We start from the raw sequence: 26,268 nt of genomic DNA, 5'->3' as shown, positions 1-26,268 counted from the left end.
CCTTGTCCATGACAAGCTGATCTGGTCCGAACAGATGTACCGCATCTGGGAAATCGACCCGAGCCTTCCGCTCGGCCCCAACAATCTGATGCCTATGGTGCACCCGGACGATGCCGCGATGGTTCAGGGACGGGTCGATCGTATGCGGCAGGGGCTGGACAATCCGGAAAATGAGGAACGCATCCTCATGCCCGACGGGCGTATCAAATGGATGAGCAATTCAACCCTGGTCTTTCACCATGAAGACGGACGAGTGGAGTGTGTCGGCGTCTCGCAAGACATCACGAAACGGCGCCTGGCAGAACAAGCTTCGGAAAAATTACGATCCGAGTTGGCCCACGTTACCCGGGTGCTCAGCCTCGGAGAACTTGCAGCCTCGATAGCGCACGAAGTGAACCAGCCGCTGTCGGGCATTATCACCAACGCCAACACATGCCTGCGGATGCTCGCGACCGACCCGCCCAATATCGAAGGCGCAATTCGAACGGCAGAACGAAGCGTCCGGGATGGAAACCGGGCCGCAGAAGTCATCAAACGCCTCCGTAGCCTCTATCGAAAACAGGATTTTGCTCTCGAATTGCTCGACCTCAACGACGCAGCGCGAGAGGTCATCGCAATCTGTGCACATGACCTGCAGCGCCGGCGCATCGCGATGACCGTCGATCTGGACAACGAACTGCCCCACGTGACCGGTGACCGCATCCAACTGCAACAGGTGATCCTGAATCTCGTCCTGAACGCAGCCGATGCGCTTTCCGCCGTCGATGACCGCCCCCGCCAGATATCCATCCTTTCGGTGCAGCACCAAACCGGACGGGTACAGCTGATGGTCCGCGACACAGGAACCGGCATCGCCAAGGAAGATCGTGAACGAATTTTTGAACCTTTTCATACGACGAAGCCGCATGGCATGGGCATCGGCCTGTCAGTGAGCCGTTCGATCATCGACCGTCACAAGGGGAAGCTCTGGGCAATGTCCAACGAGGGGCCCGGCACCACCCTCGTCTTTTCGCTACCCGTAGCGTCGAAGGACGGCGCATAGGGCGATGGTACCGCTCCATCTCCGGTCAAGCGCCGCGCTCATCATTGCCTTGCTCGTCCCTACTCCCGAGGCGATGGCGCAGATCGAAGATCCTGCCGACATCATCGTCACCGCGCGCAAGCGCGAGGAACAGGCCATCCGCGTTCCGGCCGCGCCGCGCGTCCTTCGTGCCGAAGAGCTCGCGAACCGGCAGGTCACCGATCTCTATGGCGTCGCATCGTTGACGCCGGGCCTCATCCTCGGCGCGGCGCCGCTCGAGGTCGGAACCGAAGTCTCGCTCCGCGGAATCGGGGCAAGCCCCCTCGATCCGGGGATGGACCAGTCGGTCGCGCTCAATATCGACGGCCTCCCGCTCGGACAGGGCGCGGCCTATTCGGCGGGCCTCTTCGATATGGACCGGATCGAGATACTCAAGGGACCGCAGCCGCTCTTCTTCGGCAAGAACAGCCCCGGCGGTGTGATCGCGATCCGGACCGCCGATCCGGGCGAAAAGACCGAAATCATCGGCGCTCTTGCCTATGAGACCCGAGCCCGCGAATGGCAGGCCGATGCGATCGTCTCGGGGCACGTCGCCGAGGGTCTCAAGCTGCGCCTCGCGACGCGTTACACGGCGGGCGACGGTTATTTCCGCAACACGGCACTCGCCGTCCCCGGCAGTGGGGCGCGGCAGCCCGACGCGCGTTTCGGCCGCAATCGCGGCCTCATCCTTCGGCTCACGACATTGTTCGAACCCGCGAGCAATTTCAGCGCGCGGATCAAGCTCAACGCCACCCACGACCGGCGTCTGGGTGGACTCGGCGCGCAGCTCGTCGACTGCCCCGAAGGCATATTCAACTATCTGCCGACGATCGGCCTGAACCTGCCCTCGCAATATAGCGCCAACGAGGATTGCCGGGCCGACCGCAACGTCAATATCATCGCGCTCGACGATCGGGCCTATGGCGGCCTGCCGAACGAGGGGGAGAATTTCACCGACCTCGACCAGCGCTTCGCCACCGCCGAACTCAACTGGACGGTCGCACCGGATTGGCTGCTGACGTCGGTGACGGGCTATTATCACCTCACCGCCGACGCACTGCAGAACGGTCCCTGGTCGGGGGGCGCCGGATCGCCGATCGCGATCACCAAGGCGCTGCGGCGCGAGGAGGTCACGCAGGAGCTGCGCCTGACCTCCGATCGCGGCGGCCTGTTCGATGTCACCGCCGGCGCCTTTTTTCAGGACGGCAACCTCCGGAACGACATCGGCTTTTTCGGCAATAGCCTCTATGGCTTCCCGCCCGTCGTACTCGCGGGATCGCACGATATCGATATCAGGGCGCTCGCGCTTTTCGGCCAGATACGCGCCCGCCCCACGTCGCGGTTCGAGATTGCCGGCGGCCTGCGGTGGACTGACGAACGGCGGCGCAACATGCAGACCGCGCTCGACGCCTTCGGCGCCTATGGCGGTGTGCCGGGCGCGACGATCCGGTTCGAAGCTCCGCGGCTCAAGCTACACAACTGGTCACCCGAGATGACGATCGCCTGGTATCCGACCGACGAGCTGACAATCTTTGGCGCATACAAACAGGGCAACAAATCGGGATCCTACAACATCAACCAGCCGCCAATTCCGGGAACCGACAATTCGTTCGGTGACGAGCGCGGGCGCGGCGGCGAGGTCGGCATCAAAGGCTATGCCGGCGACCGCCAATTCTATTTCGACCTCACCGGTTATCATTATCGCTACAAGGGGCTGCAGGCCGGGGTCATCCGGATCAGCGCCGCAGGGGTTCCTGCGTTGGCGACGGTCAACGCGGGCGCCGCGACAGTCTATGGCGCCGACCTCACGCTCCGCTATCGCCCGCGCGCGATGCCCGGGCTCAGCGTCACGGGCGCGCTCAACTGGAACCACGGCCGCTTCACGCGTTTCGTCGGCGCCGATTGCAAGGCGGGGCAGACGGTCGCCGAAGGCTGCAATCTTCTCCCGACCCCGGTAACCGATGCCCAAGAGATCGCCGCGGGCTATTTCAGCATCGACCCGGCGTCGGGAGGCCCCGTGCGCTATAATGGGCAGGACCTTTCGGGCACGCCCCTGCCCCGTGCGCCGGCCTGGCAGGGCACGCTGAGTGTGGGCTATGAGCGCCCGCTGACCGGGAAACTCACCCTCAGCCTGGGCGCCAATTTCCAATATTCGTCGCGCTATGTCGTCGATATCGGCAACCGCGAGCGGGGATATCAGGACGCGTTCGCCAAGCTCGGCGCACATGTCCGACTGGCGGGGCCCGACGATCGCTGGGAGGTCGCGCTGATCGGCAATAATCTGACCAACCGCTACACGACGGGCGGCTGCTTGAATTTCAACTATCCGGGCGGCGGCGGCGTCTTTCCCGGCACGATCACCGGCGCGCCAATCAAGGGCCCCGCCGGATCGGGCGAAGTGCTCTGCGGGTTCGAACCCGGCCGGCAATTCTGGCTGCGCTTGACCCTTCGCCCATCGGAATGGTGATCGATACCGCGCACCCGATACCATGGTCTTGGCGATACCAATGTCTGACTGCCGCCGCGCCCCATCGATGTTACCTCATCAGCCATCCAGCAGCGAAGGAGCAGCACGATGCGCATCTTGATGGTTTTCACCTCGCACGACACGCTCGGCGACACGGGGCGCAAGACGGGCTTCTGGCTCGAGGAGGGTGCCGCCCCCTATTATGTGTTCCGCGATGCGGGCGTGGACCTCACCCTCGTCTCGCCCAAGGGCGGACAACCGCCGGTCGATCCCAAGAGCGACCTGCCCGAAAACCAGACCCCCGCAATGACGCGCTTCAAACAGGATGCCGATGCGCAAAAGGTCTTTGCGAACACCGGCAAGCTGGAGGATGCCCGCGCCGAGGATTATGACGCGATCTTCTATCCCGGCGGCCATGGCCCGATGTGGGACCTTGCGGACAACCCCGATTCCATCGCGCTGATCGAGGCGTTCTACAACGCCGGGAAGCCCGTCGCCGCCGTCTGCCATGCGCCGGGCGTGCTGCGGCAGGTGATGTTCGAGGGACAGCCGCTGGTAAAGGGCAAGCGCGTGACCGGCTTTGCAAACAGCGAAGAAGAGGCCGTTGGCCTGACCGAGGTCGTCCCCTTCCTCGTCGAGGATGAACTCGTCCGCCTCGGTGGCCTGTACGAAAAGGCGGCCGACTGGGAAAGCTTTGCCATCACCGACGGCCGGCTCATCACCGGACAGAATCCTGCCTCGTCGACGGCGGGCGCCGAAGCGCTGGTCAAGCTGCTGACGGCGATGGCGGCCCCTGTCGCGGGCGCCGCCTGAGCATCGATGCGCCGCTCCTCCCCCATCAAGATCGCCATGGCCTGCATCATGTGTTCGGCACCATCCGCATCGGCGCAGAGCCTGTCCCCGACGGAGATCGGATCGGTACGATCCGAGGATATTCGCTTCGAACCCTTCGCCGCGTTTCCACCGGGCGCCGAGCTGGCAAAGGTCGTCGGCGATCCCGCCCAACACGCGCCCTATGCCGTGCGCGTCAAGGTGCCCGGCGGGGTCAAGCTGATGCCGCATATCCACCCGGAAGACCGGATTTACACGGTGATTTCGGGGGTCTTCTACATCGGCTTCGGGACGACCTTCGACCCTACCAAGCTCCAGACCTATGGCCCGGGAAGCGTCGTCATCCTGCCGCACAATACGCCCCATTTCCATTGGGCGCAGTCGGGTGAATATATTACCCAGGTCACCGGCACCGGGCCACTCGGCATCGAATATCTGGACAAGGAAGACGATCCGCGTTGCCATGGCGACGGCGCGCAACAGCCCACCGGCTGCTAGCCGAACCTAATAGCGGACCGAAAATCGGACGCCATAGGTTGCCGGACGCGCGGCGATCCGGAACCGCGTGTCGATATACTGGAATATATTGTTCCAATAATATCGATTCGTGACGTTCTGCGCGTAAGCCGCGATTTGCCAACGACCGTTCGCTGGCCCGAACCCGGCGCGCAGGTCGAGCGTCAGATAGGGCCGCAACCGATAGGCATCGTCTTCGCCCAGCGCGGCCCAGGTTTCCCCATGCCAGTTGATGTTCGCCCCGATGAATGCATGGTGCCGCCCTGTCGGCGCCCACTCATATTGGGCGTCGGCGACCGCCTGCCATCGCGGAGCATAGGGGAAGGATGAATCGCGAAAATTGCTCGTCTGACCGGTCGGTGTGATGCCGGTGAATTCGTCCACCCGGCTGTCGACCCACGTTGCCGACGCGCTCAGCGTCAGGCCCGCCAACGGCCTTGTGCTGATGCCGAGCTCGGCGCCACGGACCCGCGACTGCGGTATGTTCACCAATGTTTCCAGCGCGCCGAAAAAGGGATCGAGGATCCGCCCGCGGAGCTGCTTGTTGCGATAGTCGTACCAGAAGACCGCACCCTCGATCCGCGTCGCCCCCGACGCAAGCGGTGCCTTGATTCCCGCTTCGACGGCCAGCACCGACTCCTGCCGGGCGGGTTCGAACTGGATCGAATTGGACGCCGGGACATTCGAAAAACTGCCCGATTTATAGCCCTTGCTGAGATTGGCGTAGAGCAGCGTGTCGCCGCGCGTGCGATAGTCGAGCCCGAGGCGATAGGAGATATTGTCCTCGGCGAGGCGATCGCGGCTTTCCTTCTGCTCCAGCGTGTCCTTGTCGAACTGGATGCACTCGGGCGGCGGCGGAACAGCAGGCAATTCGCCCCGCGCCATCGCCCCCAGATAGGCGAAGAGGCGCCCAAGCGTCGGATCCTCGCCCGTTCCGGTGCAGGCTGCGAAACGCTGGACCGACCGCGTATATCGAAGCCCGGCGCTGAGCTTCAGCCGTTCGGTCAGCGCATATTCGAGATGGCCGAAACCGGCGTAGCTGCGCGTCCTGAACGTATAGCGCCCCTCCGACGTCGGAAAGGGGGGAAAGAGGCCCGGCAGCGGCTCGTTGGCCGAGACGAAATCGGTCCGGCCCGAAAAATGTTCGCGAACGTCGATCGACGAATAATAGCCCCCCAATATCCAGTCGACCGTGCCACTGTCCCCCGCCAGCCGCAGTTCCTGGTTGAACGTCGTCGCGTGCCCCTCCTGACGAAAGCTGTTGAGCAGCAAGGCGGTCGCGTCGGCATCGATGAACTTGTCCTGGCTGAGGCGCTGGTATCCGCTGATCGAGGTCAGCCGCAGGCCCGAACCGATCTCGACGTCGGCCCGCAGCACCGCCTGCCCGAAACTGTCGTCGACCTTCATCGGCGAACCCGCATCCCAATCGGCTGCGCGCGCATTTTCCGGGGCGAGCGGATAAACCAGCAGGTCGGGCGCGCATTTCTGCGGCACGGTGCACGCGACCCCTGCGAGCTGGAACGCCTGGCTGTCGGACGTATCGCGCCAGCCGTTCAGGTTCAGCGACAGGCGTACGGCCGGGGATGGCTGCCAGTCGAGAAGCAGCCGCGCCGCCCCCTGATGCGTCTCGCCCAGCGTGTCGCTGCGCGTATGGCTCCGCTGCCAGTCGCCGCTCTGGATCGTTCGTACGGCAAGGCGCGCGCCCAGCGTCGATGTGAGCGGTCCGCTGACATAGGCTTCGGCCTCGACGGTCGAAAAGCGGCCGAAGCTTGCCATTCCACCGGCGGAGAAATCGGCGGTCGGGCGCGCGATGACATAGTTGATCGCGCCGCCGGTCGAATTTTCGCCGAACAACGTGCCTTGCGGGCCCTTCAATATCTCGACCCGCTCGACATCGAAGACCGCGACCTGCGCGAAAACGGGCAAGGCGAGCGGCGCCTCGTCGACATAGAGGCTGACGGCCGGGGTGGCGGCCAGCGCTGAATCATAGAAACCCACCCCGCGCAGCGTCAGGACCGGCGGGCCGAACGGCGTCTGGGTAAAAGTCAGGCCGGGCGCGATCTTGTCGAGCTCAGCCACCGAGTCGATGCCGCGGGGGCGAAGATCGTCGCCCAGCATCGCATCGATCGACATGCCCACCCGGTTGATGGCCTCCTCCCGCTTCTGGGCGGTCACGACAATCTCGGAGGGCTGGGGATCTGCGGTCGCCTGAGCCAACGCAGGCTCTATGGGAATGACCGCCACGAATGCGCAGAGGACGCCAAACCGTCTCGCGCGACTTGCGGCAATCGTGCGAACAGGATCAAATCGCGCTTCGTCTCTGCCCGGCTGCATGGTTTAGCCGTTTCGCCGTGTGTCGAGCGCCGACAATGCGGCAAGCGGAACCGAGAAAGAGAATGTCGTGCCGAAATCCTCGTTAGCCGAGGCGAGCAACTTCCCGCCATGCCGTTCGACAATCGCGCGGCTGACCGAAAGCCCGATCCCCATCCCGTTCGTCTTGGTGGTGAAAAAGGCGTCGAAGACCCGGCGTGCCTCTTCCTCGCCCAGCCCCGGACCCGTGTCGCTGATGCGCAGGCAAGCCATGCCCGCCGCCCGGCTGGTCGCGATCGACAGCCGCCGCGCCCTCCCCTCGACACCCTCCATCGCGTCCGCCGCGTTCAGTATCAGGTTGAGGATGACCTGCTGCAACTGGACGCGATCTCCGGCAACCGGCGGGAGCTCGTCATCGAGCTCCGTCAGCACCAATATACCCCTCCGCTGGAGGTCGTGGGCCGAGATGGCGAGGACTTCCAGCGCGGCCTCGTTGAGGTCCAAAGGCTCGACGACAAAATCCCGCTTGCTGAAGAGCGCCCTCAGCCGCGCGAGCACCTCGGATGCCCGGTTTCCGTCGCGCAACGTCCGCTGCGCCGTTCGTTTCGCCCCCTCCACATTGGGCGGCTCGACGCCAAGCAGACGGAGGCAGGCGCTGGTATTGGTGATGATCCCCGACAGCGGCTGGCTCACCTCGTGCGCGATCGACGCCGCCAATTCACCCAGCGTCATGACCCGCGTCACATGGGCGAGCTCGGACCGGACCTTGTCGAGCGCCTGCTCCGCCGTGCGGTTTCGCGTGACATCCTGCACCGCGCCAACGCATTCCCTGCGGCCGTCGGACTGTTCGACCATCTGCGCGAAGACGTGAAAATATTTGATGCGCCCGTCAGGCATCAGGTGCCGCAGATCATATTCGATATGATCTGCACCGTGGAGCAGCTTCGCGACCTCGCGCTCGAAGATCGGCACATCGTCGGGATGAAAGCGGCTGCGAAAATCGTCGGCGGTCAGCCCATCCCGGTCGTCGAATTCGTTCAGCCGCGCGAATTGTTCGGAATAGACGATCTTGTCGGTCGCGATGTCCCAGGCGAACGACCCCGACAGGCTGACGCGTTCGCCGGCCGATAGATAATTTGCGCTTCGCCGCAGCTCATTTTCGATCCGCTTGCTTTCGGTAATATCCTGGATCGATCCGACGACGATCGGCCGCTTCTCGCTTTCGGAGATGAATTGCGCGACGGCGTGGAGATATTTGGTGTTGCCCCTCGGCGTCACCACGCGAAACACATGATCGAACTCCGCGCGGCCCGTTATCGACCGTTCGAAACCGGCATCGAACCGGCCGACATCCTCCGCATGGATGCATTTCCGGAAGGCCGCAAAACTCGGCGCCTCGTCGCGATCGAATTCCAGTATCTCGTATAATTCTTCCGACCAGATATGCGTATCCGCCCTGACGTCGGTCGTGAAACTGCCCGTCCGACTGAGCCGCTGCGCCTGACTCAAATGCTGGTGCGCTTCGCGCAGCCGCGCCGCGCCGGCCCGCAAAGCCTCGTCGTCGCGCGCGCGCTCGATCGCGATGCTCGCGATATGAACGGCGCGCCCGATGATGTCCTGATCGTCGGCTTGCGGCGTCGATGCGAACGGCCGGTAGATGCAGACCGTGCCGAGCACCCGGGCCTCGCCCGCGAGGATCGGCGTGCTCCACACCGCGCGCAAATCGCTCTGTTGCAGGCGATCCTGTAAAGGCGAGCCTTTCCAGCGCCAATCGCTGGCGACATCCTCCACGACGACTTGGCGCACATCGAGCACGGCCATGCCGCAAGGTGACATCGCCCGGTCCACAGCGACCCCCGTGACTGCCCCGACCAACGCTTCAGGAAGGTTCGGCGCCACGCCATATTCGAAAGTCCGACCGTCGCCGCCGATCGTCCGTACCTCGCAGTGACAGGACGGCAAAATCTGCTCGACGACCTCACAAAGCTTGCCCAATATCGTGTCTAGCGGTTTGCCCGACGCGATCAGTTCGAGCAGTTCGTGTTCGCCCGCGAGCATCAGCGTGGCGCGTTTGCGGTCCTCGATATCGACGTTGACGCCATACCATTTCACGATGTGCCCGGCAGGATCGCGGAGCGGGCTCGCGTGGAAGGAAAACCAACGATAGACACCGTCGTGGCGCTCGATCCGCGCTTCGACCACGCCCGGCGTCCCGGCCTCCCGAAAGCCCTCCCAACCACCGGTGATGGCATGCAGATCGTCGGGGTGGATCCTCTGGGTCCATTGCCAATCGCAGAGTTCGTCGTGCGACAGCCCTGTATAGTCGAGGTAATGGCGATTGAAAAAGTCGCCGGTGCCGTCGGTGCGCGCAGTCCATGCCAGGCCCGGAATGGAATCGATCGTGACCTGCAGTTCATGCTCGCTGGCCGCCAGCGCCTGTTCGGTATTTTTCCGGTCGTCGATGTCGATCAACAGCACATACCAGGCGATCACGCGCCCGTCTTCGGCGCGCATCGGGAGGCCGCGATTTTGGAACCAGCGATACACGCCATCGAACCGGCGCAACCGTTGTTCGATCTCGTAGGACGTGCCCGCCGCCATCGACCGGCTGAATATCTCGCCCACATGGCCCATGTCGTCGGGGTGGACGATCCCGTTCGTACCCCAGTTTCGAAGCTCTTCGAGCGTCTCCCCGCAATATTCCTGGATCTGCCCGTTTACCCGCTGCACGCTGCCATCGGGCGCCAGCATCGCGACGAGGCCCGGCATCGCTTCCATCAGCGCCATCGCACTCGTTTCCAGCGAGTAAAGCTGTACCTCCGGCTGCGCGCCGTCCTGCAGGCTAGATGCTCTTCCCAAATCCCACCGCCGTCCACAGACCGATTGCCGCTATCAGGAGCGAATTGGCAGAATGCTCTGTAACAGAGTCAAGCGCCATCGATACCATGGTATCGGGTTTCCCCGCACGCACAGGCAAGCAGATGGACAAGAGGCTCGTCAAGCCGCGGATATGGCCCGTCGAAATCGCCGGTTCGGATCGCGCTCCGCCGATCGGCTCGCTTCACCAGCCATAATAGCCAAAGCCCCAATGCGGACCCCACGGCCCCCAGGCGCCCCAACTCCAGGCATCGTCGCGAAACGCCAGGGCATTATCCGCTTGCTGATCGAGCAGATTCTTCGCCTGCATCGCCTTCTGATACTGACCATATGCCTCCTGCGTGCCGACATAAAGGCAGCCGCAGGCCTTCGGATCGGCATAGACGTAGGTCACCGTGTCGCCATCGATACGCTGGACGAACTTGTTCGCCGGCAGTCGCATCAGCATCGCGGCGCGTTCGGGCGTGTTCGCCGGCTTCACGATAAAGCCAGCCGCAGCCAGATTGTCTTCAACGCGCTGGATCGATGCTGTCGACTTCGCATGCGCCGGGGCTACCGCGAGCGGCAGCATGATCATCGATGTCATCGCCAGCAGAATGCGAACGACGGGTTTTGGAGCGGGCATCTGGATATCTCCTGTTCGGGTTTCGATCGTCAGTCGGCACCGCATGCAGTTCCATGCGGCCGACCGGAGCAAGCCGGTGCCCGGCCTTGCTCGCCGCTCGAAACTACGCTCGCTCGGGAAGTCGAGAAATTGTCCGAAAGTCTTATGTGGCCACCAGCCAATTTCTCCGTCGCGCATCGCATCCAAATGCTATCGAGAAAGCGTCTTTGATCTATCGGCCGCCTTTCCGGCAAAAATTGGGGTCGACTGTTCTAATCTGGAGATATTGATGCGCGTTCTGCTTGCCCTGCCAATCGCCTTCATCATTGCGCCGATCGCCAACGCGGGGGGATCCGACGGCAATCCGGTCGAAGGTCGCTTCGACATTGGCGGACGCTCGATCCAATTGACATGCCGCGGCGAGGGTATGCCGACCGTCGTCGTCGATGCCGGGATGGGCACAGCGCCCGTCGAGGATCCGGGATGGCGAGGAATCGCTGCCAAGATCGCCGAACGCACCCGGGTCTGCCTCTACGACCGCGCCGGCCTCGGCGCGAGCGACGCCGCGCCCGAACGCATACGCACCAGCGCCGATGCGGCCACCGATCTACACAGCGCCCTGCACAAGGCCGGGATAGCGGGACCCTATCTTATCGCCGGCCACTCTATCGGCGGATTGCATGCCCAGGTGTTCGCAAATCTGTACCCGGAAGAAACCGCCGGACTGGTGTTGGTATCCTCGACGCATCCCGACCAGATCGATACCTGGCTTTCCATTCTGCCGGCCCCGGCGGCTGATGAAGAAAAGGCGGTCACCGAGGCGCGCAGCTTTCTGACGTCGATGGCTGTCGACCCCTCGAAGAACGAAGAGAGGCTCGACTTCAGGGCCAGCGCCGCGCAAGCGCGCATGCTCCGCTCGCTTGGCGCCAAGCCGGTGGTGATCGCGACCCACAGCGTGCATTATCGAATGGTGCCGGGAATGTCCGAGCCACTTGCTGTGAAACTTGAGGCCGCCACACAGGACATGCAGCGCCGATTGCTGTCGCTGTCCTCACGCTCGAAGCAGAATATCTCGAAAACCGCGGGGCACGGCCTCCCGCACGAGGCTCCTTCCTTTGTCATCGACAATATTCTCGAGGCCATCGATTTGGCGCAGCCAAGCATATAAGAATTGAAAAGCCGCCGATCGAACGACCGTTGAAATCCGACCCGGCGGCGTGGAAATTGCGGTCTGCGTCCGATCACGGGCCAATGCGAAGTTCGCCCTGCCCCAGCGTAAGGCGCGCTGCCTCTTCGACGCCGATACCGCGCACCAGCGGATCGGCATGGCGATGCGCCAGCCGCCACGCGCCATCGTCGCGGCGAAAGACAAGCGTCACTCGCAGGAACCACTCCTGCGCGTCGAGCGATCCTACCGCGACATGCGCGCGTTCATTTGCGACGAGCACGATCAGGTCGGTCGACCGATAGGCACCGACGAGGTCGAAACTGGCCGCCGTGCCTTCGCGAAAGAAGCGACCGATCCGGTTCCAATGCGCCTCCGATTTCGGCGCGCCGGTCGGCCGACCGCCGAACGGGTCCATCAGCACGAAGTCGGGCGTCACGTCGATCGCCTGCCGATACCCGATGATGTCGCCGCGCATCAGGCGTTCATGCGCGGTCGTGGCCCTCGCGACCAACGCTGCGACGTCGGAATCGCGGTTCGTGTCCGCAGCGGCGTCTCCTCCTGCGAAAGCGGCTGCCGCGCCGGCGGCGCAAGCTATTAAAATCCGTCTCACCATCATGTCTTTTCCTCGTCTGGATGCGGCGACGCCGCGACCCAGGCGAAATGGCAATTTTCCTATGATGCATGAAGTGATATGATTTCACGAATATGCTGAATGAAATTGATCTCTCGCGCGCCGACCTCAATCTGTTGCTGCTGTTCGAGGCCGTTTTCGAAGAGAGGCATGTCGGCCGTTCAGCTGCACGCCTGAACCTGTCGCCCTCTGCGGTTAGCCATGGGCTGGGCCGGCTCCGCCGCTTGCTCAACGATCCCGTCTTCCTCAAGACACCCAAGGGCGTGGTGCCGACCGATCGCGCCTCCACCTTGGCGCCCGCCATCGCCGACATATTGCAGCAGGTCCGGTCAGTGTTTTCTCAGGCGGCGCCCTTTGACCCGGCGACCTCGGTCCGGCGTTTCGCGATTGGCGCGCCCGATGGGGTTTCGGCGGTATTCCTGCAACCGCTTCTGACCGAACTGGAAAGCCGATCGCCAGGGATCAGGATCGGCATAAGGCAGCTCCTGCCCGTCGCCGACGAGACCGCGCCCGACCGCGCGTGGCGCACGGCATTCGACGAACTCGAACGCCGCGAGATCGACATCGCGGTGATCCCGTCCGAGGAAGGCCCGATCCGGTTCGAAAAGCGGGCGCTATATGAAGAGGATTTTGTCCTCGCCACGCGGGCCGGCCACAATTTTTGCGAGCGCCCGACGATCGAATCCTATTGCGCCCATCGCCATCTGGTCGTCTCCATGACGGGCGATCCGCATGGGTTCGTCGACGATATACTGGCGACGCAGGGCCGGCACCGCGACGTCGCGCTCACGGTGCCGAACTTCATGTTCGCATGTGCAGTCCTGCCGGCTACCGATCTGATTTGCGCTATCCCGCGAACGTTCGCCGCGCTTCATGCCGATCAATTCGGCCTGGCGATCACAGAGCCGCCCATCTCGTTCGGCACGTTCCGCCTCAACGCCTTTGTCCCGAAGGCTGCGCTGACCGACGCTGGATTGAGCTGGTTGGTCGACCGGCTGGCAGACGCAACCGTCGTACAAATCGCCAGGTAGCGATCGAGCCCGATTGCGGGCGGAAATGCGCTAGGCTGCCCGTTCCAATTCCAACAGCGCGGTCGGCTCGAAGCTGATCGTATTCTGCATCTCCGCCGTATTCGGCCCGACCGACATCGGACAAACGACACCGGGCATCGCCGCAACGTCGAACATTTCGGTGATATGCCCCTCCAGGCGGATCCATTCGACGATGTCGCCGCTCGCCAGATTGACGATCAGCACGCCGCACCAGGGTTCGGCGTCGCGCGCCTTGAGCTCGCCGTCGAGCAGCAGCCCGGCAAAGCTGCCGTTGCGCGGCTTCGATACGGTGACGATCGCATGGCCGTCGACGATCGACATGCCACGCAGGAAACCGGGGCAGAAGGCAATGTCGGTCTTCTCGCCCGTCGCCGGGTCGATCCGCACGATCCGCCCGCGCCCGCTGTCGAGCACATAGATGCGGTCGCCGACGACACGCGGCGAGTGCGGCATCGAGAGCTGGTCGGTGACGATGCGGTCGGTCTGCACGTCGATCAGCACTCCGCCCTCGTGGCGCCGCTCGCGCCATCCGGCGATCACATCCGAACGGCTGACTGCGGTGACATAGCGTGGCTGGCCATCCTGCATCGCGAGACCGTTGAGGTGGCACCGATCCTCGGGCGCCAGCTTCGAGATGAAATGCGGTTTCCAGATCGGCTTGAAGCTGTGCGTCAGGTCGAGCGTCGCGAGGCAACTATATTTGGTGTTCACGAAGATGACGCGGCCGTCGCCGTCGACTCCGACCTCGTGGATATCGATGTCGCCCGTCGTCTGTCCGTTGCGTGGCACCAGCACCGCGTCGAACGTGCCGTTGCCGACCTCGCCGGGGCGCAGGATATTCTCGAGCCGCCAGAGCTGGCTGAGAGAGCCGAGATAGAGCCTCCCCGGTCGCCAGCACACGCCCATCGCGCGGCTGAAATTCTGCTGGTTGAACGACACCGTGCCGCCCGGATGCAGGCCGACGAGGAAAAGCTGTCCGGTCTGATAGCTGGTAAAGGCCAAGCTGGTTCGCCGCGCCGCGAGCCAGCCGGCAAGGCCGCGCGAGACCGCTATATTGGTCTTGCCCGGCTCGGTTGCGGGCGCTTCGCCGGGCGCATAGGCCTGTCCGGTGGTGGCGGCCTCGGCCGGCTGGTCTGCGGGGGTTTGGGTATTGCTCATCATGCTCGCTCATACAGGCAAGGCCCGGTGCGAAACCGGGCCTTGCAAAGGTTTGAAATGGATCAGAATTTGAACCGGACGCCGACGCGGCCACCGCCGCCCTTCGTCCCGCTGCCGACGGTGGCATCCCCCTCGATGAAGCCGCTCACCGGGCCGTTCGAGAGGATGTTGAGCCCGATCGCGGCCTCGCCATAATCGCCGGCCTGCGGGGTCACGATCGATTGGCTGACGTTGCCGCTCGAGAAGAGCAGCCCCGCCTTGCCGTCGAAGGCATGGACATAATTGCCGCGCGCATAAAGCACCGCCTGCGTCCCTTCTGCCTTGCCGATCGCGGCACCGATCCGCGCGCCGACCTTGCCGGTCACCGCGCTATTGTCGTCGAAATCGATCCTGTGGCTGAACGCCTCGATCGCGTCGATCGAGCTGTTCTGCCAGGCGAGCGTGGCGACGGGTTCGACGAAGAATTTCTCCGACCCCAGCCGCACGCCGACCTCGCCCTGCACGCCATAAGCGTCGCCTCCGGCCGAATCCGACCAGCGTTCGGTGCCGATCCCTCCGCGCGCGTCGATCCAGTAGCGGCTATATTGCGCGAGCAGGTTCGCGAAGACGCGCTTGCCGCGATAGCTGCCGTAACCCGCGAGGTTGAGCGCACCGAAATCGGCGCGTTCGTCGGCCCCCTCGAACCGCTGTTTCGAGCTTAGATAGCCGCCGGTAACGCCAAAGATCGCCGCGCTGTCTTCACCCTCGCTGCCGCCGAGATCATAGCCGAGCTGCGCACCGAAGAAGTCCTGACGATAGTCGAGCGGGGCGCCGTCGATCGCACTGTCGCGGTCGACCACGCCCCCGAACATCTGGCCCCACAGCCGCTTGCCGGCGCCGTCGGCGTCGCGAAGTTCGGCCATATGCGTGCTCCACGCCTGCGCCGACTTGTCCCAGATCGCCTGCGCCGCCTCGTTGAGCTTGGCGAGGCGATAGGCCGAGCTGCCGACCTGCGTGCCGAGGCTGTAGGTCCCGGTCACCGCATCGTAGCGCATGTTGTACTGGATGAAGCCCATGTCGGCCTTGTCGAGCTTGAAGGCGTCCGCGGCCGATCCGGCACCGACCTTGATGATCGACATCGGCCCGGCGAACAGCGTCGCCTTGCCCGGCAGCGTCGCGACGACGACATTGGTCGATCCCGTCGCGGCGCCCTCGACCACCAGCTGGTCGCTGCTCGCGCCGCCGATATCGACTGCGAGCGTCGAGGCACCCGAGCCGACGAAGGCGCCAGGCAGCACGAACTGGTCGCCCGCGATGCCGTTGCGCATGTCGATCGTGCCGCTGTTTTCGAACCGTTCGAGCCCGGCGAAGGTCACCGACGAGCCCTTTTCGGGCGCGCGGGCGAGACTTGTGGTGACCGCCGCCGAACCGATGCGGACGATTCCGCTGTTGACGAAGATGTCTTCGCCATCGCCGAACACCGAATCCTTCGTCGCATCGAACTCGCCCGAATTGTTCACGGCGTCCTTGCCTGCGGTCAGGCGCAGATTGCCCTCAAGGATACCGCTGTTGTTGATCGCGCTCCCGGCGCCCGGGATCGGGGTCCAGTCTGACGCATATTGGTCGGTCACGAAGATGGTGTAGCGATCGCCGACGTTGCGGATCGTGCCCGCATTGTTGATGACGACGCCCGAGTCCGACCCGATGATGATGGCGTTGCCGGGTCCGGTATAAGGATCGTCCGCCGGATTGCGTCTGCCGCCGCCGATCACCGTCGCGCCCTTCGCAATGTTCAGCACCGACTGGCCCGAACCCGCGCCCATCTCGATCGCGACATGGTTTTTCGCGATAACATTGCCGGTCACCGTCAGCGTGTTTCCGCCGCCCGACGACAGGAAGATCCCGCGGCCGTCCGATTCGACGTTGCGTACCTCGACGTCGATATTGCCCAGCGCCATCGACGAGATGCCCAAGCCCGATCCCACGGCCTTGACCTCGTCGGCACGGATACGCACGTCACCCCAATAGTTGAGCGCCAATATGCCGACCGCGGGACTGCCGCTGACCGTCACCTTTCCGGCCTCGATATCGACCGAAGGCGCAGTCGAACCCGCGCCGCGCGAGCGCGGGATCACGCCAACGATGCCGCCGACATTCGCGCCCGTCGCCGAGACGTCGCCGGTCGAAACGATCTTGATGCCACCGCCCGCATAGCTGCCGAGCGCACGGATCGCGGTCGAATAATCGCCATCGACCGAGACCGCACCGCTATTGGTGATCGTCGTGACGCCGCCGCCGCGACCGAGCGCATAGAGCCCGTGCGCGGAATCACCGTCGGTGCGTACGTCGCCCTTGTTGTCGATGGTGATCGAGCCGTCGCCAAAGGCAAGAATGCCGTAGGAATTATTGCCCTTGGTGCTGATATCGCCGTTGCCGGTGACCATGACATCGCCGGTCCGGCTGAACGCCCGCACGCCCGATGCAATGTCGCCGAGGGTCGATATGTCGCCCGCATCGACGATCACGTCGCCCGTCAGCGTGCTCGCATAGATTCCGGTCGCCACATTGCCTTCGGTCGATATCGACCCCGCGCTGACCTTGATGTCGCCATAGAAGGAGACAGCCTCGACGCCCGAGGCGCCATCCCCCTTGGTCGCGATAGTGCCCGCCTTGACCGAGATATCGCCGAGCGCGTAGCCGAATACGCCGCGCGACGCCGTGCCCGCGGTCGATACGTCGCCGACATCGATGTCGAGATGGACACCCTCGCTGGCCCCGATCGCCACGACGCCCGACGAATATTCGCCGCTCGTCGTGATCGAGCCCGCCTTGATGCTCGTCGTGCTGTCACCGGCCTTCGGCGCACCGCCGGCATAGGCGTAGATAGCCGCCGCGCCTTCGCCCTTCGTTACGATCGTGCCGATATCGATGCCGATATCGCCATAATTGCTGACCGCGACGACACCCGCCGCCTGCTTGCCTTCGGTCTCGACGCTGTCGGCCTTGACCGAAATATTGCCGGCGGGAGCGGAGGCATAGATACCGAGCGCATAGTCGCCCTTTGTCTTGATGCTGCCGACGTCGATGTCGATGTTCGCACGCCTTGCCGTATTGATCGCGACGACGCCGTGCGAGAACAGGCCTTCGGTCGAAACGCTGGCTGCGGTCACGCTGATATCGCGCGGCACCTGCCCATTGTCGTTGACCATATTGCTGTTGGCATAGATGCCGCTGGAATAGTCGCCTTTAGTGCTGACGTTCCCCGCCTTGACGACAACCGACGCGCCGACCGCCTTGATCCCGCCGGCGTCGAATTCCGACGATGCGCCTGCCCCGGTCGTTGTCACATCGCCGGCGATGACCGTCGTGGTGCCGCCCGAATAGGCGGTGATGCCGCGGCCGCCTTCGCCACTGGTCGAAACCGTGCCGATATCGACCTTGGCATCGCCCATATAGCTCCACGCAAAGACGCCATCGGCACCATAGCCGCTGGTCTTGACGCTGCCCGCCTTGATATCGACCGAGCCGGCATAGGCCTCCGCACGAATACCGCTCGCCGCCGCGCCCGTCGTCGTGACGCTGTTCGCGGTGATCTTGATGTCGCCGGTGCTGCCGCCGACATTGCTGTTCGCAAGGATCCCGTCGGCGCGATAGCCGTGAGTTTCGACGGTGCCCGCGTCGATAACGATATCGCCATAGGCCTGCGCCTTGACGCCAGTCGAACGCGACCCTTCGGTCGTGACATTCTCCGCCTTGATCGCAATCGAGCCATAAGCGATCGCATCGATGCCCGGCGCATTGTCGCCGGTCGTCGCGATCGAGCCCACTTCGATATTGAGGTCGCCGCCGAACAGATTGCCATAGGAATCGACACCCGACACCGCGATCGCCCGTACCCCGGCCGAATATTCGCCCGAGGTCGTGATGCTGCCCGCGTTGATGTCGGCGCTCGCGCCGAGCGCGAGTACGCTGATCCCGGCCGAATTACCGCCCTGCGTGACGATCGAGCCGGCGTTGATCGCGACATGATGCGCCTGCCCGTCATAGCTGGCGCTCTCGACCAATATACCGGCCGAATCCGCGCCCGACGTCTCGATCGTACCGGTGCGGATATCGACCTCGCCCGAGCGCATGTTGACTTTCACGCCGTTGCTCGCGTCGCCCTTCGTCGTGATCGATGCGGCGTCGAGCGTCAGCGATCCGGTGTCGATGTCCGCCTGGAAGGCCGAAGCATGATAGCCGTCGGTCTGAAGGCTGCCGGTGATCGTGAAATTCTGGTTGGTGTTGTAGCCGTTCGTCAGGATCGCCGGCGCATTGTTGCTGTTCGTTTCGATCGACCCGATGGTGGCGTTTACCGAACCATGATTATGATTGATCCGCAGCCCGGCCGTATCGCGTCCATATTGCGACTCACCCTTGGTAACGATGCTGTCGATCGTCAGGTTCATGTCGCCCAGGCCGCCGAAAACCACGACACCGCGCGAACGGTTCCCTTCGACGACGACGTCGCCGAGATCCATGGTGATATTGCCGCTGCTGCGCACCGCGACGCCGGTCGAACCCTCGCCGTGCGTTGTCACCTGGTCGGCGACGACAGTGATGTCCTGCCCTTCATTGTCCCAATAGGCACCGCCCATATAGATGCCCGTTGACGAATTGCCGTGCGTCTCGACGCTGCCGATGTCGATCGAGGTCGCCTTGGTCGGATCGTAATTGAGGACATTGACGCCGTTCGAGAAATCGCCGCGCGTGACCACGCTGTCCGCGGACACCTCGACATTGCCATAATAGCTGACCGCGCCGAGTCCGACCGAACCGGCGCCGGTGGTTTCGACCGTCCCAGCGTGCAGCGCGACATTGCCGAAGCCGCCGGCATAGGCGCCCCAGCTGTTGTCGCCCGTCGTCTTGATGGTGCCGACGTCGACCGAGGTGTTGCCCTTGGTGAAATTCGTCGCGATCACGCCATCCGACGAAAGGCCGCGCGTTTCGACATTGTCGGCGCGGATCGTCAGGTCGGCGGGGTCTGACAGGATCGGCAGGCCGGTATCCTCGTCATAGGACGGCCGCTGACCCGCTTGCCCGTTGACGCCGACCGAATTGTCACCCGTCGTCAGCACATCGCCGACGTCGATCGACACATTGCCATTCGACACCGCATGGATTCCGGTCGAATAATAGCCCGAGGTCTGCACTGAGGCGGCCGACACGTTGATCGGACCCGCATAGCCTGTCGCATGAATTCCGAACGCGTTCCCGCCCTCGGTTGCGACATGCCCCGCCTGGACGTTAACCGAACCATTCGCCGACCCCGCAACGATGCCATGCGCATTATCGCCCGCCGTACGCACATCGCCGATCTGGAGCGTGGCGTTGCCGTCGACGGCGATCGCCACCGCGCCGATCGCGCCAGTGCCTTTGGTTTCCACCGATGCACCCGCCGCGTCGATCGTCACCGATCCGCCGGCGAAATTGGTGAGCGTGACGCCATGCTCATATTCGTTGCCGGTGACGACCGCGGTTCCCTCGTCGAGGCGGATAGTCAGATCCTGCGGTTCGGCCGCGGACGTTGCCGCGTCGCCGCGCGCAGCAAGCTGATGTAGCGGGGGGCGCAGCGTCGACATATCGGGCGCCGTCTGTGCGGCCACCGGGATCGAGGTCAGCAGCAGCGCGGCGGCGGCGCTAGCCAGACTGGTCCCCAGTCCCAGTCGCGCGCGGCGCGTACGTGCATGATACGGATGGAGCGATGCGATCCCGAGGCCCGAAAACTGCTGCAACGTCAAACTCCCTGTCATCTGGTTCAGGGTCCGACGTGCAAATGCTGTTTCAAATGAAACGATCTGACCCAATGATGACAGAACGATGTCGCCCACGAGACACCTTACGGCGGGCGAAAATAATCTGCGGAATCAGATCAAAAGGCCGCGTCGAAGCCGATCCGGATCGTTCGCGGCCGCTGCGGCGTCGCTTGCGGATGGTAGATGCGATACGGCGTGCCCAGCGCGAACCGATTGGTGGCGCCGTCGGCAAGGTTCGTCGCCTCAAGGCTGAGGCCGCGCATGGCATCGCCCACACGCAGCAGGACCCGGTCGTCGACGTAGTCGCCCTGCGCGGTGTCGAGCAGCGGCCCCGCGCCGATCCGCGATCCCCCGAAATAACGGGCATCGACCGCGAGACTTGCGCGCAGCCCGGTGCCCAGCGCCCACTCGCGCCCGATACGCGCCTGTAGCCCGAGCCGGGGCACATTCGGCAACCGGGCGCCCTTCAGCGCGATTGTGCCGATATTCGATCGCGTCAGCCGACTGCGGTTGAGAAACAGCCCGCCACCCGCGCGCCATCCGGGTACCGGGCGCCAATCGGCGCGCGCTTCGATCGAGACGATTTCGCCATCGCCGATATTGGCGGTCGTCAGATCGCCCGTTTGTGACACGACCTCGGCGGCTATGCCGTCCCACCGCGCATAAGAGGCCGCGATATCGAGCGCGAATGCATCGCCGCGCGTCAGGCGTTGGCCGACCTCCCACGACCGCAACCGGTCGCCGCGGTGGATTTCGGGCTTGAAGCCCGCGACGCCGACGCCGCCGGGACGAAAGCCCTCCTGATAGCGCGCAAAAACAAACAGCCGCTCCGAAGCGCGCAGCGACAGCGCCAGACTGGGGAGCGCCCGGACATCGCTTCGTACCAGCCCCACCGCGATCGGCTTGCCGGTTCCCGGCAGCGTCGCGAGGCTCTCCTTCGCCCACGCCTCGCCGTGCAGGCGCGTGTGACTGAGCCGCAGCCCCGCCGTCACGACAAGCCGCGGCGCGACAGCCATGCCCGCCTCGCCGAACAGGGTGATCTCGCGCGCGCTATTGGCCACACGCTGACGCAGCAGGGCATCGTCCCCGACCGGACCATTGCTCCGCCGGACCAGGCTCTCGCTGTCGAGGAAGCCCAGTCCGGCCACCCAGCCCGCACCATCCGACTGCCGCTGCGATATTCGCGCCTCGCCCACGAGCAGATCCGACCGCGCTTTCTGCACCACGGCGGAGGGAGTGCCATCGTCATAATGTTGTGTCGCGGACCGCTCGACCGCAGCGAGACTCGCGACAAGCCGCGCCGCACCCAGATCGCGCTCGACTGCGGCATTCGCTTGCCGATAATCGGTAGCATAGGCTTCGCGCACCAGGCTCGATCGGGTCAGCGGCGCTCCGTCGCGGTCGGTCCATTGGCTGTCGTCGGCGCGGATCGATTGCAGCACACCACCCAGATCAGCCGTCCAGCCGCCGACCATGAGGCGCAGTGCTGCGCGCCCGCCGCGAACCGAAACACCATTCACGTCGGACAGGCCCAAGACAGGATTGTCGATATAGCCGCCCTCGCGCGATGCATAGCCGACAAGCCGCAGGCCGGCGACTCCCCGCGCCAGCGGCAAATTAAGCATCGCCGCCGCATCGCCCCCCGGATCGCCATGAGCAACGTGCGTGACACCGGCGCTGACCCGCCCCTCGGTACGGTCGAGTTGCGGCCGGTTCGTTACCACCCGGATCACGCCGCCGAGCGACCCGGCGCCATAAAGCGTGCCCTGCGGCCCCTCCAGCACCTCGACCGCTGCGATATCGTACAGGCGCAGGTCAGGGTCGGGACCGTTGTGGTTGATCCGGACATGGTCGAGATATTGTGCCGTCGCGACCTGGCTCGGCCCATGAAAGCTCGAATCGATGATGCCGCGCACGAACAGCTTGTTGCGCCCCCGCCCCATATGGGTCGATCCGACGCCGGCGAGGCGCAGCGTGATGGCTTCGCTTCCCGGCGATATGCCGGCTGCCCCGAATTCGTCGCCCGAGAATATGGCGACCGTTGCCGGATAATCGGCTAGCGCCGCGCCGCGTTTCGATGCCGTGACGACGATGTCGGTAACGGGTGGCGGCGGCACGACATAGCGCTTGCGACGGCCGGCGGTGCCCATAGACGCTTGCACGGCAACGGGTCGCGGTCGCCCGACGATATGGAATAGCCCCCCGCGGCCACGTAGCCAGGTCGCGGCCGTACCGCGCAATATCCGTTCCAGCGCCTCCTCGGCGCTCATCCGCCCACGCACCGGCGACGTCGCGACGCGATGCAACGCCGGATCGTCGACGCCGATGTCGATGCGCGCCTGCCGCGAAAGCGTCGCGACCGCCGTCCCGAGCGTGCCCGCCGGCACATCGACCTGCACCGCATCCCCGGCCGCCTGCGCGGCAACGGGGGCCGCCAGCAATATCATACCGGCGGCGACCCTCATCTAGACCCCGAAGCGGGTGCCTCCAATATCCAGCCATCGCCGTTTGGACGCGCCCGCAATCCCATCAGGTTTGCGGCGCGCCGGACCGTTTCGGCATCGCGATTGCCCAGCGCAAAGCCTCCGCTGAAAAGATGTGCGGCAACCGCGGGATCGACAGCGACATCGATCCCCGTCGCACGCGACAAATCGGCAGCAACTGCCGCCATTTCCGTACCCGAATAGACGAGCCGCCCCTCGGCCCAGGCGGCGACATCGGCGGGATCGACGCGCCCCGAAACCATCCGTCCATCGACACCGATCCGCAGTGTGTCGCCCGCCCCCAAATCACGCGTCAGGCCGTTCCGGCTATAACGCACGGCTCCTTCGGCCACCTCGACATGAAGCGCGCCATTCTGCCAAGTCACCGAAAAGACCGTACCCAAATCGACAAGGACCGCCTCTCCGACATGGACGCGGAAGGGCTTTGCGGCATCGTGCGCGACGGTGAAGCGCGCGTCGCCGCCATCCAACCGCACGCTCCGCGGATTACCGTGGTCGAGTATCAGTTTCGAGCCGCCGCCCAGCAAGACCGCACTGCCATCGTCCATCGCGATGCTATGTGTCGCCCCGGGCGGCGTTTCGACCGCATAGCGTCCGTCTGCCCGTTGCACGAACAGCAGCAACAGGATCGATGCCGCCAACGCGAGCATACCACCGACAATCCATTTCCGGTTCGGTGTGCGCGCCTGCAGCGATCGAACCGGCGTCTCCGGGCGCGGCCGCGTCAGCGCTTCTGCCACATCGACATCGGCGGCCGCCAATTCCCAATAAATGTCCGCGGCGCGGGTATCGGCTGCCATCCATTGCTCGAACGCCTGCCAGTCGGCGGCCTTGGCCTCGCGCAGCCGGATCACCCAGTCGAGCGCCTCGTCGCGCAAGGTCGCGGGGGTTTTGCGCGGCATCATATCAGACATCGTCGCGCGCCCTTCGAAACGAGAGCAAGGCGGCATAGGCGCGGCGCAAATGTTTTTCGACCGTGCTCAAACCCATCGCGAGTTCGTCGGCGATCGCGCGCTGCGTCTGTCCCTCCAGACGGTGCCGCCGAAAAATACTTGCCGCGGGCTCTCCCAGTGCATCAATCGCTTCGTGAATTGCCCGCACCTCGTCAATCGCCAGCAGACGTCGCTCGCCATCGGGCTGCGTGCAGCGATCGAACGCCTCGCCCCGTACCTCGGCCCACTGCGTATCGCGATGCAGGCCGCGATGCGATGCGCGACGGCGATCGATCGTCAGATTGTGCAGGACACGATAGAGATAGGACAGCGCCTCGTCGGGCACCGGTCGGTCGAGCGACCGGATCCGGATCCACGCATCGTGGAAAATGTCCTCGGCGTCTTCGCCGGCGCCAATCCGCCGCAGGAACGCGAGCAACCGTGGCCGCTCGTCGAGAAATATCTTCTCTAGCGAGCGTCCACGACGATGACCCTGCGCGATTGTCTCCGACAATTTTCGATGGATTCCCAGAAGCCTGTTGCGCGACTAGGTAAAGAGCGACCCCATCGCTGTCCAGCGGCTTGCAAAATTTCAACGGCAAATTTTCACAACTTGGCCGCCCGCCGTCATGCCCGTCCCGATTTGCCGCTCCTTATGCGCGAATGGCCTGATAGTTGCTGCTCCTTTCGCACCGAAGCGACAGCTTTCGGATACCGGTCCAGGGCGCTGCATCGTTCGCGATCGGGCGCAAGTCGCCCCCTACATTGCTTCGACGTCACCTATCGGATTCGCGGATTCGAGGCCGCCGGGACCTATCCGGACATTTGAAATAGCCCGGCGGTTACCCTAATGCGAAACGGCAACCGGCCGGCAGGTGGGAACTGGAGCGCGTTCCATGGATCGTCTCGACGCGATGCGTGTCATTCTTGCGGTCGTCGACGCCGGCAGCCTGTCGGCGGGCAGCCGCAAGTTGAACGCTCCGCTCCCCAGCGTCAGCCGCAAGGTTGCCGAACTGGAACGCTTCCTCGGCACCAACCTCCTCGTCCGTACCAGCCGCAACATTCAATTGACCGACGCGGGCCGCGATTATGTCGACGCGGCGCGGCGGATCATCGCCGATCTCGACGAAGCCGAACGACGCGCGTCGGGCGAATATCAAACGCCGCGCGGCGAATTGTCGATCACGATGCCGGTCGAATTCGGTACGCGCCACGTCCTGCCGATCGCCCTGTCCTTCATGGAAGAATATCCCGACGTCACGCTGAACCTGATGATATCCGACCGCATTTCCCATATGGTCGACGAACAGATCGACGTCGCGATCCGTCTTGGCCACCTCGCCGACAGCGCCCTTTTTGCGGTCAAGGCGGGGACGTTCCGGCTGATCACTTGCGCCAGCCCCGAATATCTCGGCCTACGCGGCACGCCGACGGGCCCGCGCGACCTTCCCGGTCACGACGGCATATTCTTTGGCCCCCCGGCGATGTTCTGGAACTACCACGTCGATGGCGACGACATGACCTGCGCCCCCCGCCCCCGCATCACCGTGAACAGCGCGGCGGGCAATCTCGCCGCAGCGCTCGGCGGCGCCGGAATAGCCCGCCTGTTCGACTATCAACTTTCGGGGCAGATTCAGTCGGGCGCGCTGGTGCGCGTCCTTCCCGACTGCGACGGCGATCCCCGCCCGGTGCATATCGTATACCCGCGCCAGGGCCTGCTTCCGCTCAAGGTCCGCGCCTTCATCGACTGGGCGACCCCGCGGCTGCGCGCCGCTTGTACGGCGTTCGACTGCACCTGACTCGCGCCCCCTTTTGTAACCATCGCGGCCTTCACGACGAAACCTGCAGCAACAAGCTCGAACCGGCTCGTCGGCGCATGGCGTACGGACGATCCGCGAAATGCGAAGGACAACAGAGATGGCAAAACAATTTCTCCAGGCCTTGATGACAACGGCGCTCGCGCTCGGCGCGCCGGCTGCTCCCGCCTGGGCCGGGGAAAGCCCCGCCGCGCCAGCGCCAGCGCAAACGGCGCCGGCTCCCGTTCCGCCTGGTGTCGCGCGCACCGACCTGCAGCGGCACGATCTGTCGATCGCCGGCCATGAGACGGTGCAGGCGCGCATCGACATCGCACCCGGAGCGGTGGCACCCTGGCATCGCCATCCCGGCGAAGAGGTCATCTATGTCGTCGAGGGCACGCTCGAATATCAGCTCGAGGGCCAGGCGCCCGTAACGGTGAAGACGGGCGAGGTCCTGTTCGTCCCGGCCAGGGTCGCGCATATGGCGCGCAATCGCACGGCCGCCAACGGCGCCGAACTCGCGACCTATATCGTCGAAAAGGGCAAGCCCCTGCTTGTCCCCACCAACGACATCGCGCCATAATGCGG

At 64.3% G+C, this 26,268-nt stretch carries 17 protein-coding genes; 8 read left to right on the top strand and 9 right to left on the bottom strand.

Features of this window, described 5'->3' with window-relative positions:
* Nucleotides 1-16: 16 nt before the first annotated feature.
* The 4 genes from GGC65_RS18030 (at nucleotide 17) to GGC65_RS18015 (ending at nucleotide 4,856) form a co-directional block, all read left to right on the top strand.
* Nucleotides 17-1,042: a sensor histidine kinase gene (locus GGC65_RS18030; protein WP_225941231.1), complete on the top strand. Its 1,026-nt coding sequence runs from the start codon at nucleotides 17-19 to the stop codon at nucleotides 1,040-1,042.
* Nucleotides 1,043-1,046: 4 nt separating this feature from the next.
* On the top strand, nucleotides 1,047-3,527 hold the full coding sequence (locus GGC65_RS18025; RefSeq protein WP_192648411.1) for a TonB-dependent receptor: 2,481 nt from the start codon (nucleotides 1,047-1,049) through the stop codon (nucleotides 3,525-3,527).
* Nucleotides 3,528-3,635: 108 nt separating this feature from the next.
* Complete coding sequence (locus tag GGC65_RS18020) at nucleotides 3,636-4,340, top strand: type 1 glutamine amidotransferase domain-containing protein (RefSeq protein ID WP_192648410.1); 705 nt, start codon at nucleotides 3,636-3,638, stop codon at nucleotides 4,338-4,340.
* Between the two features lie 6 nt (nucleotides 4,341-4,346).
* Nucleotides 4,347-4,856 (top strand): cupin domain-containing protein, encoded by a 510-nt coding sequence (locus tag GGC65_RS18015; protein ID WP_225940895.1) that lies wholly within the window; start codon nucleotides 4,347-4,349, stop codon nucleotides 4,854-4,856.
* A 6-nt stretch (nucleotides 4,857-4,862) separates the two neighbouring features.
* Here GGC65_RS18015 and GGC65_RS18010 read toward each other — a convergent pair whose 3' ends face one another.
* The 3 genes from GGC65_RS18010 to GGC65_RS18000 all read right to left on the bottom strand — a co-directional run bounded on the left by GGC65_RS18010 (nucleotide 4,863) and on the right by GGC65_RS18000 (nucleotide 10,647).
* Nucleotides 4,863-7,049, bottom strand: a complete 2,187-nt coding sequence (locus GGC65_RS18010; protein ID WP_192648409.1) for a TonB-dependent receptor — start codon at nucleotides 7,047-7,049, stop codon at nucleotides 4,863-4,865.
* A gap of 162 nt (nucleotides 7,050-7,211) precedes the next feature.
* Nucleotides 7,212-10,043 carry a PAS domain-containing protein gene (locus tag GGC65_RS18005; protein WP_192648408.1) on the bottom strand — a complete coding sequence of 944 codons (2,832 nt, stop codon included), beginning with the start codon at nucleotides 10,041-10,043 and terminating at the stop codon, nucleotides 7,212-7,214.
* Nucleotides 10,044-10,245: 202 nt separating this feature from the next.
* Nucleotides 10,246-10,647 (bottom strand): hypothetical protein, encoded by a 402-nt coding sequence (locus tag GGC65_RS18000; RefSeq protein WP_192648407.1) that lies wholly within the window; start codon nucleotides 10,645-10,647, stop codon nucleotides 10,246-10,248.
* Here GGC65_RS18000 and GGC65_RS17995 point away from each other — a divergent pair.
* On the top strand, nucleotides 10,631-11,833 hold the full coding sequence (locus GGC65_RS17995) for an alpha/beta fold hydrolase (protein WP_192648406.1): 1,203 nt from the start codon (nucleotides 10,631-10,633) through the stop codon (nucleotides 11,831-11,833). The genes GGC65_RS18000 and GGC65_RS17995 overlap by 17 nt on opposite strands.
* Before the next feature lie 73 nt (nucleotides 11,834-11,906).
* Here GGC65_RS17995 and GGC65_RS17990 read toward each other — a convergent pair whose 3' ends face one another.
* Nucleotides 11,907-12,449 carry a YybH family protein gene (locus tag GGC65_RS17990; RefSeq protein WP_192648405.1) on the bottom strand — a complete coding sequence of 181 codons (543 nt, stop codon included), beginning with the start codon at nucleotides 12,447-12,449 and terminating at the stop codon, nucleotides 11,907-11,909.
* A gap of 89 nt (nucleotides 12,450-12,538) precedes the next feature.
* Between GGC65_RS17990 and GGC65_RS17985 the strand changes: the two genes are divergently transcribed.
* Nucleotides 12,539-13,495, top strand: coding sequence for a LysR family transcriptional regulator (locus GGC65_RS17985; protein ID WP_192648404.1), 957 nt, complete (start codon nucleotides 12,539-12,541; stop codon nucleotides 13,493-13,495).
* A 30-nt stretch (nucleotides 13,496-13,525) separates the two neighbouring features.
* Here the strand turns inward: GGC65_RS17985 and GGC65_RS17980 are convergent, their stop codons facing one another.
* The 5 genes from GGC65_RS17980 to GGC65_RS17960 all read right to left on the bottom strand — a co-directional run bounded on the left by GGC65_RS17980 (nucleotide 13,526) and on the right by GGC65_RS17960 (nucleotide 24,398).
* Nucleotides 13,526-14,674: a TIGR03032 family protein gene (locus GGC65_RS17980; RefSeq protein ID WP_192648403.1), complete on the bottom strand. Its 1,149-nt coding sequence runs from the start codon at nucleotides 14,672-14,674 to the stop codon at nucleotides 13,526-13,528.
* A 62-nt stretch (nucleotides 14,675-14,736) separates the two neighbouring features.
* Nucleotides 14,737-20,427 (bottom strand): autotransporter outer membrane beta-barrel domain-containing protein, encoded by a 5,691-nt coding sequence (locus GGC65_RS17975; RefSeq protein WP_225940894.1) that lies wholly within the window; start codon nucleotides 20,425-20,427, stop codon nucleotides 14,737-14,739.
* Between the two features lie 137 nt (nucleotides 20,428-20,564).
* Nucleotides 20,565-22,913 carry a TonB-dependent receptor gene (locus tag GGC65_RS17970; protein WP_192648401.1) on the bottom strand — a complete coding sequence of 783 codons (2,349 nt, stop codon included), beginning with the start codon at nucleotides 22,911-22,913 and terminating at the stop codon, nucleotides 20,565-20,567.
* Complete coding sequence (locus GGC65_RS17965) at nucleotides 22,910-23,866, bottom strand: FecR family protein (RefSeq protein WP_192648400.1); 957 nt, start codon at nucleotides 23,864-23,866, stop codon at nucleotides 22,910-22,912. Before GGC65_RS17965 ends, GGC65_RS17970 begins: the two co-directional genes overlap by 4 nt.
* On the bottom strand, nucleotides 23,859-24,398 hold the full coding sequence (locus tag GGC65_RS17960) for an RNA polymerase sigma factor (RefSeq protein WP_192648399.1): 540 nt from the start codon (nucleotides 24,396-24,398) through the stop codon (nucleotides 23,859-23,861). Before GGC65_RS17960 ends, GGC65_RS17965 begins: the two co-directional genes overlap by 8 nt.
* A gap of 382 nt (nucleotides 24,399-24,780) precedes the next feature.
* On the opposite strand from GGC65_RS17960, the gene GGC65_RS17955 reads away from it, so the two are divergent.
* Both GGC65_RS17955 and GGC65_RS17950 read left to right on the top strand, forming a co-directional pair.
* Nucleotides 24,781-25,683: a LysR substrate-binding domain-containing protein gene (locus tag GGC65_RS17955; RefSeq protein WP_192648398.1), complete on the top strand. Its 903-nt coding sequence runs from the start codon at nucleotides 24,781-24,783 to the stop codon at nucleotides 25,681-25,683.
* A 118-nt stretch (nucleotides 25,684-25,801) separates the two neighbouring features.
* Nucleotides 25,802-26,263, top strand: a complete 462-nt coding sequence (locus GGC65_RS17950) for a cupin domain-containing protein (RefSeq protein WP_225940893.1) — start codon at nucleotides 25,802-25,804, stop codon at nucleotides 26,261-26,263.
* Nucleotides 26,264-26,268: the final 5 nt, after the last annotated feature.

The organism is Sphingopyxis sp. OAS728 (assembly GCF_014873485.1).
Classification (GTDB): domain Bacteria; phylum Pseudomonadota; class Alphaproteobacteria; order Sphingomonadales; family Sphingomonadaceae; genus Sphingopyxis.
This window is presented reverse-complemented; position numbering and strand designations above follow the sequence as displayed.

Coding starts and splice junctions, on each gene's coding strand:
- GGC65_RS18025 (WP_192648411.1), top strand. CDS start 1,047: ATGGTACCGCTCCATCTCCGGTCAAGCGCCGCGCTCATCATTGCCTTG.
- GGC65_RS18020 (WP_192648410.1), top strand. CDS start 3,636: ATGCGCATCTTGATGGTTTTCACCTCGCACGACACGCTCGGCGACACG.
- GGC65_RS18015 (WP_225940895.1), top strand. CDS start 4,347: ATGCGCCGCTCCTCCCCCATCAAGATCGCCATGGCCTGCATCATGTGT.
- GGC65_RS17995 (WP_192648406.1), top strand. CDS start 10,631: ATGATCATCGATGTCATCGCCAGCAGAATGCGAACGACGGGTTTTGGA.
- GGC65_RS18000 (WP_192648407.1), bottom strand. CDS start 10,647: ATGACATCGATGATCATGCTGCCGCTCGCGGTAGCCCCGGCGCATGCG.
- GGC65_RS17990 (WP_192648405.1), bottom strand. CDS start 12,449: ATGATGGTGAGACGGATTTTAATAGCTTGCGCCGCCGGCGCGGCAGCC.
- GGC65_RS17985 (WP_192648404.1), top strand. CDS start 12,539: ATGCTGAATGAAATTGATCTCTCGCGCGCCGACCTCAATCTGTTGCTG.
- GGC65_RS17980 (WP_192648403.1), bottom strand. CDS start 14,674: ATGAGCAATACCCAAACCCCCGCAGACCAGCCGGCCGAGGCCGCCACC.
- GGC65_RS17970 (WP_192648401.1), bottom strand. CDS start 22,913: ATGAGGGTCGCCGCCGGTATGATATTGCTGGCGGCCCCCGTTGCCGCG.
- GGC65_RS17965 (WP_192648400.1), bottom strand. CDS start 23,866: ATGTCTGATATGATGCCGCGCAAAACCCCCGCGACCTTGCGCGACGAG.
- GGC65_RS17955 (WP_192648398.1), top strand. CDS start 24,781: ATGGATCGTCTCGACGCGATGCGTGTCATTCTTGCGGTCGTCGACGCC.
- GGC65_RS17950 (WP_225940893.1), top strand. CDS start 25,802: ATGGCAAAACAATTTCTCCAGGCCTTGATGACAACGGCGCTCGCGCTC.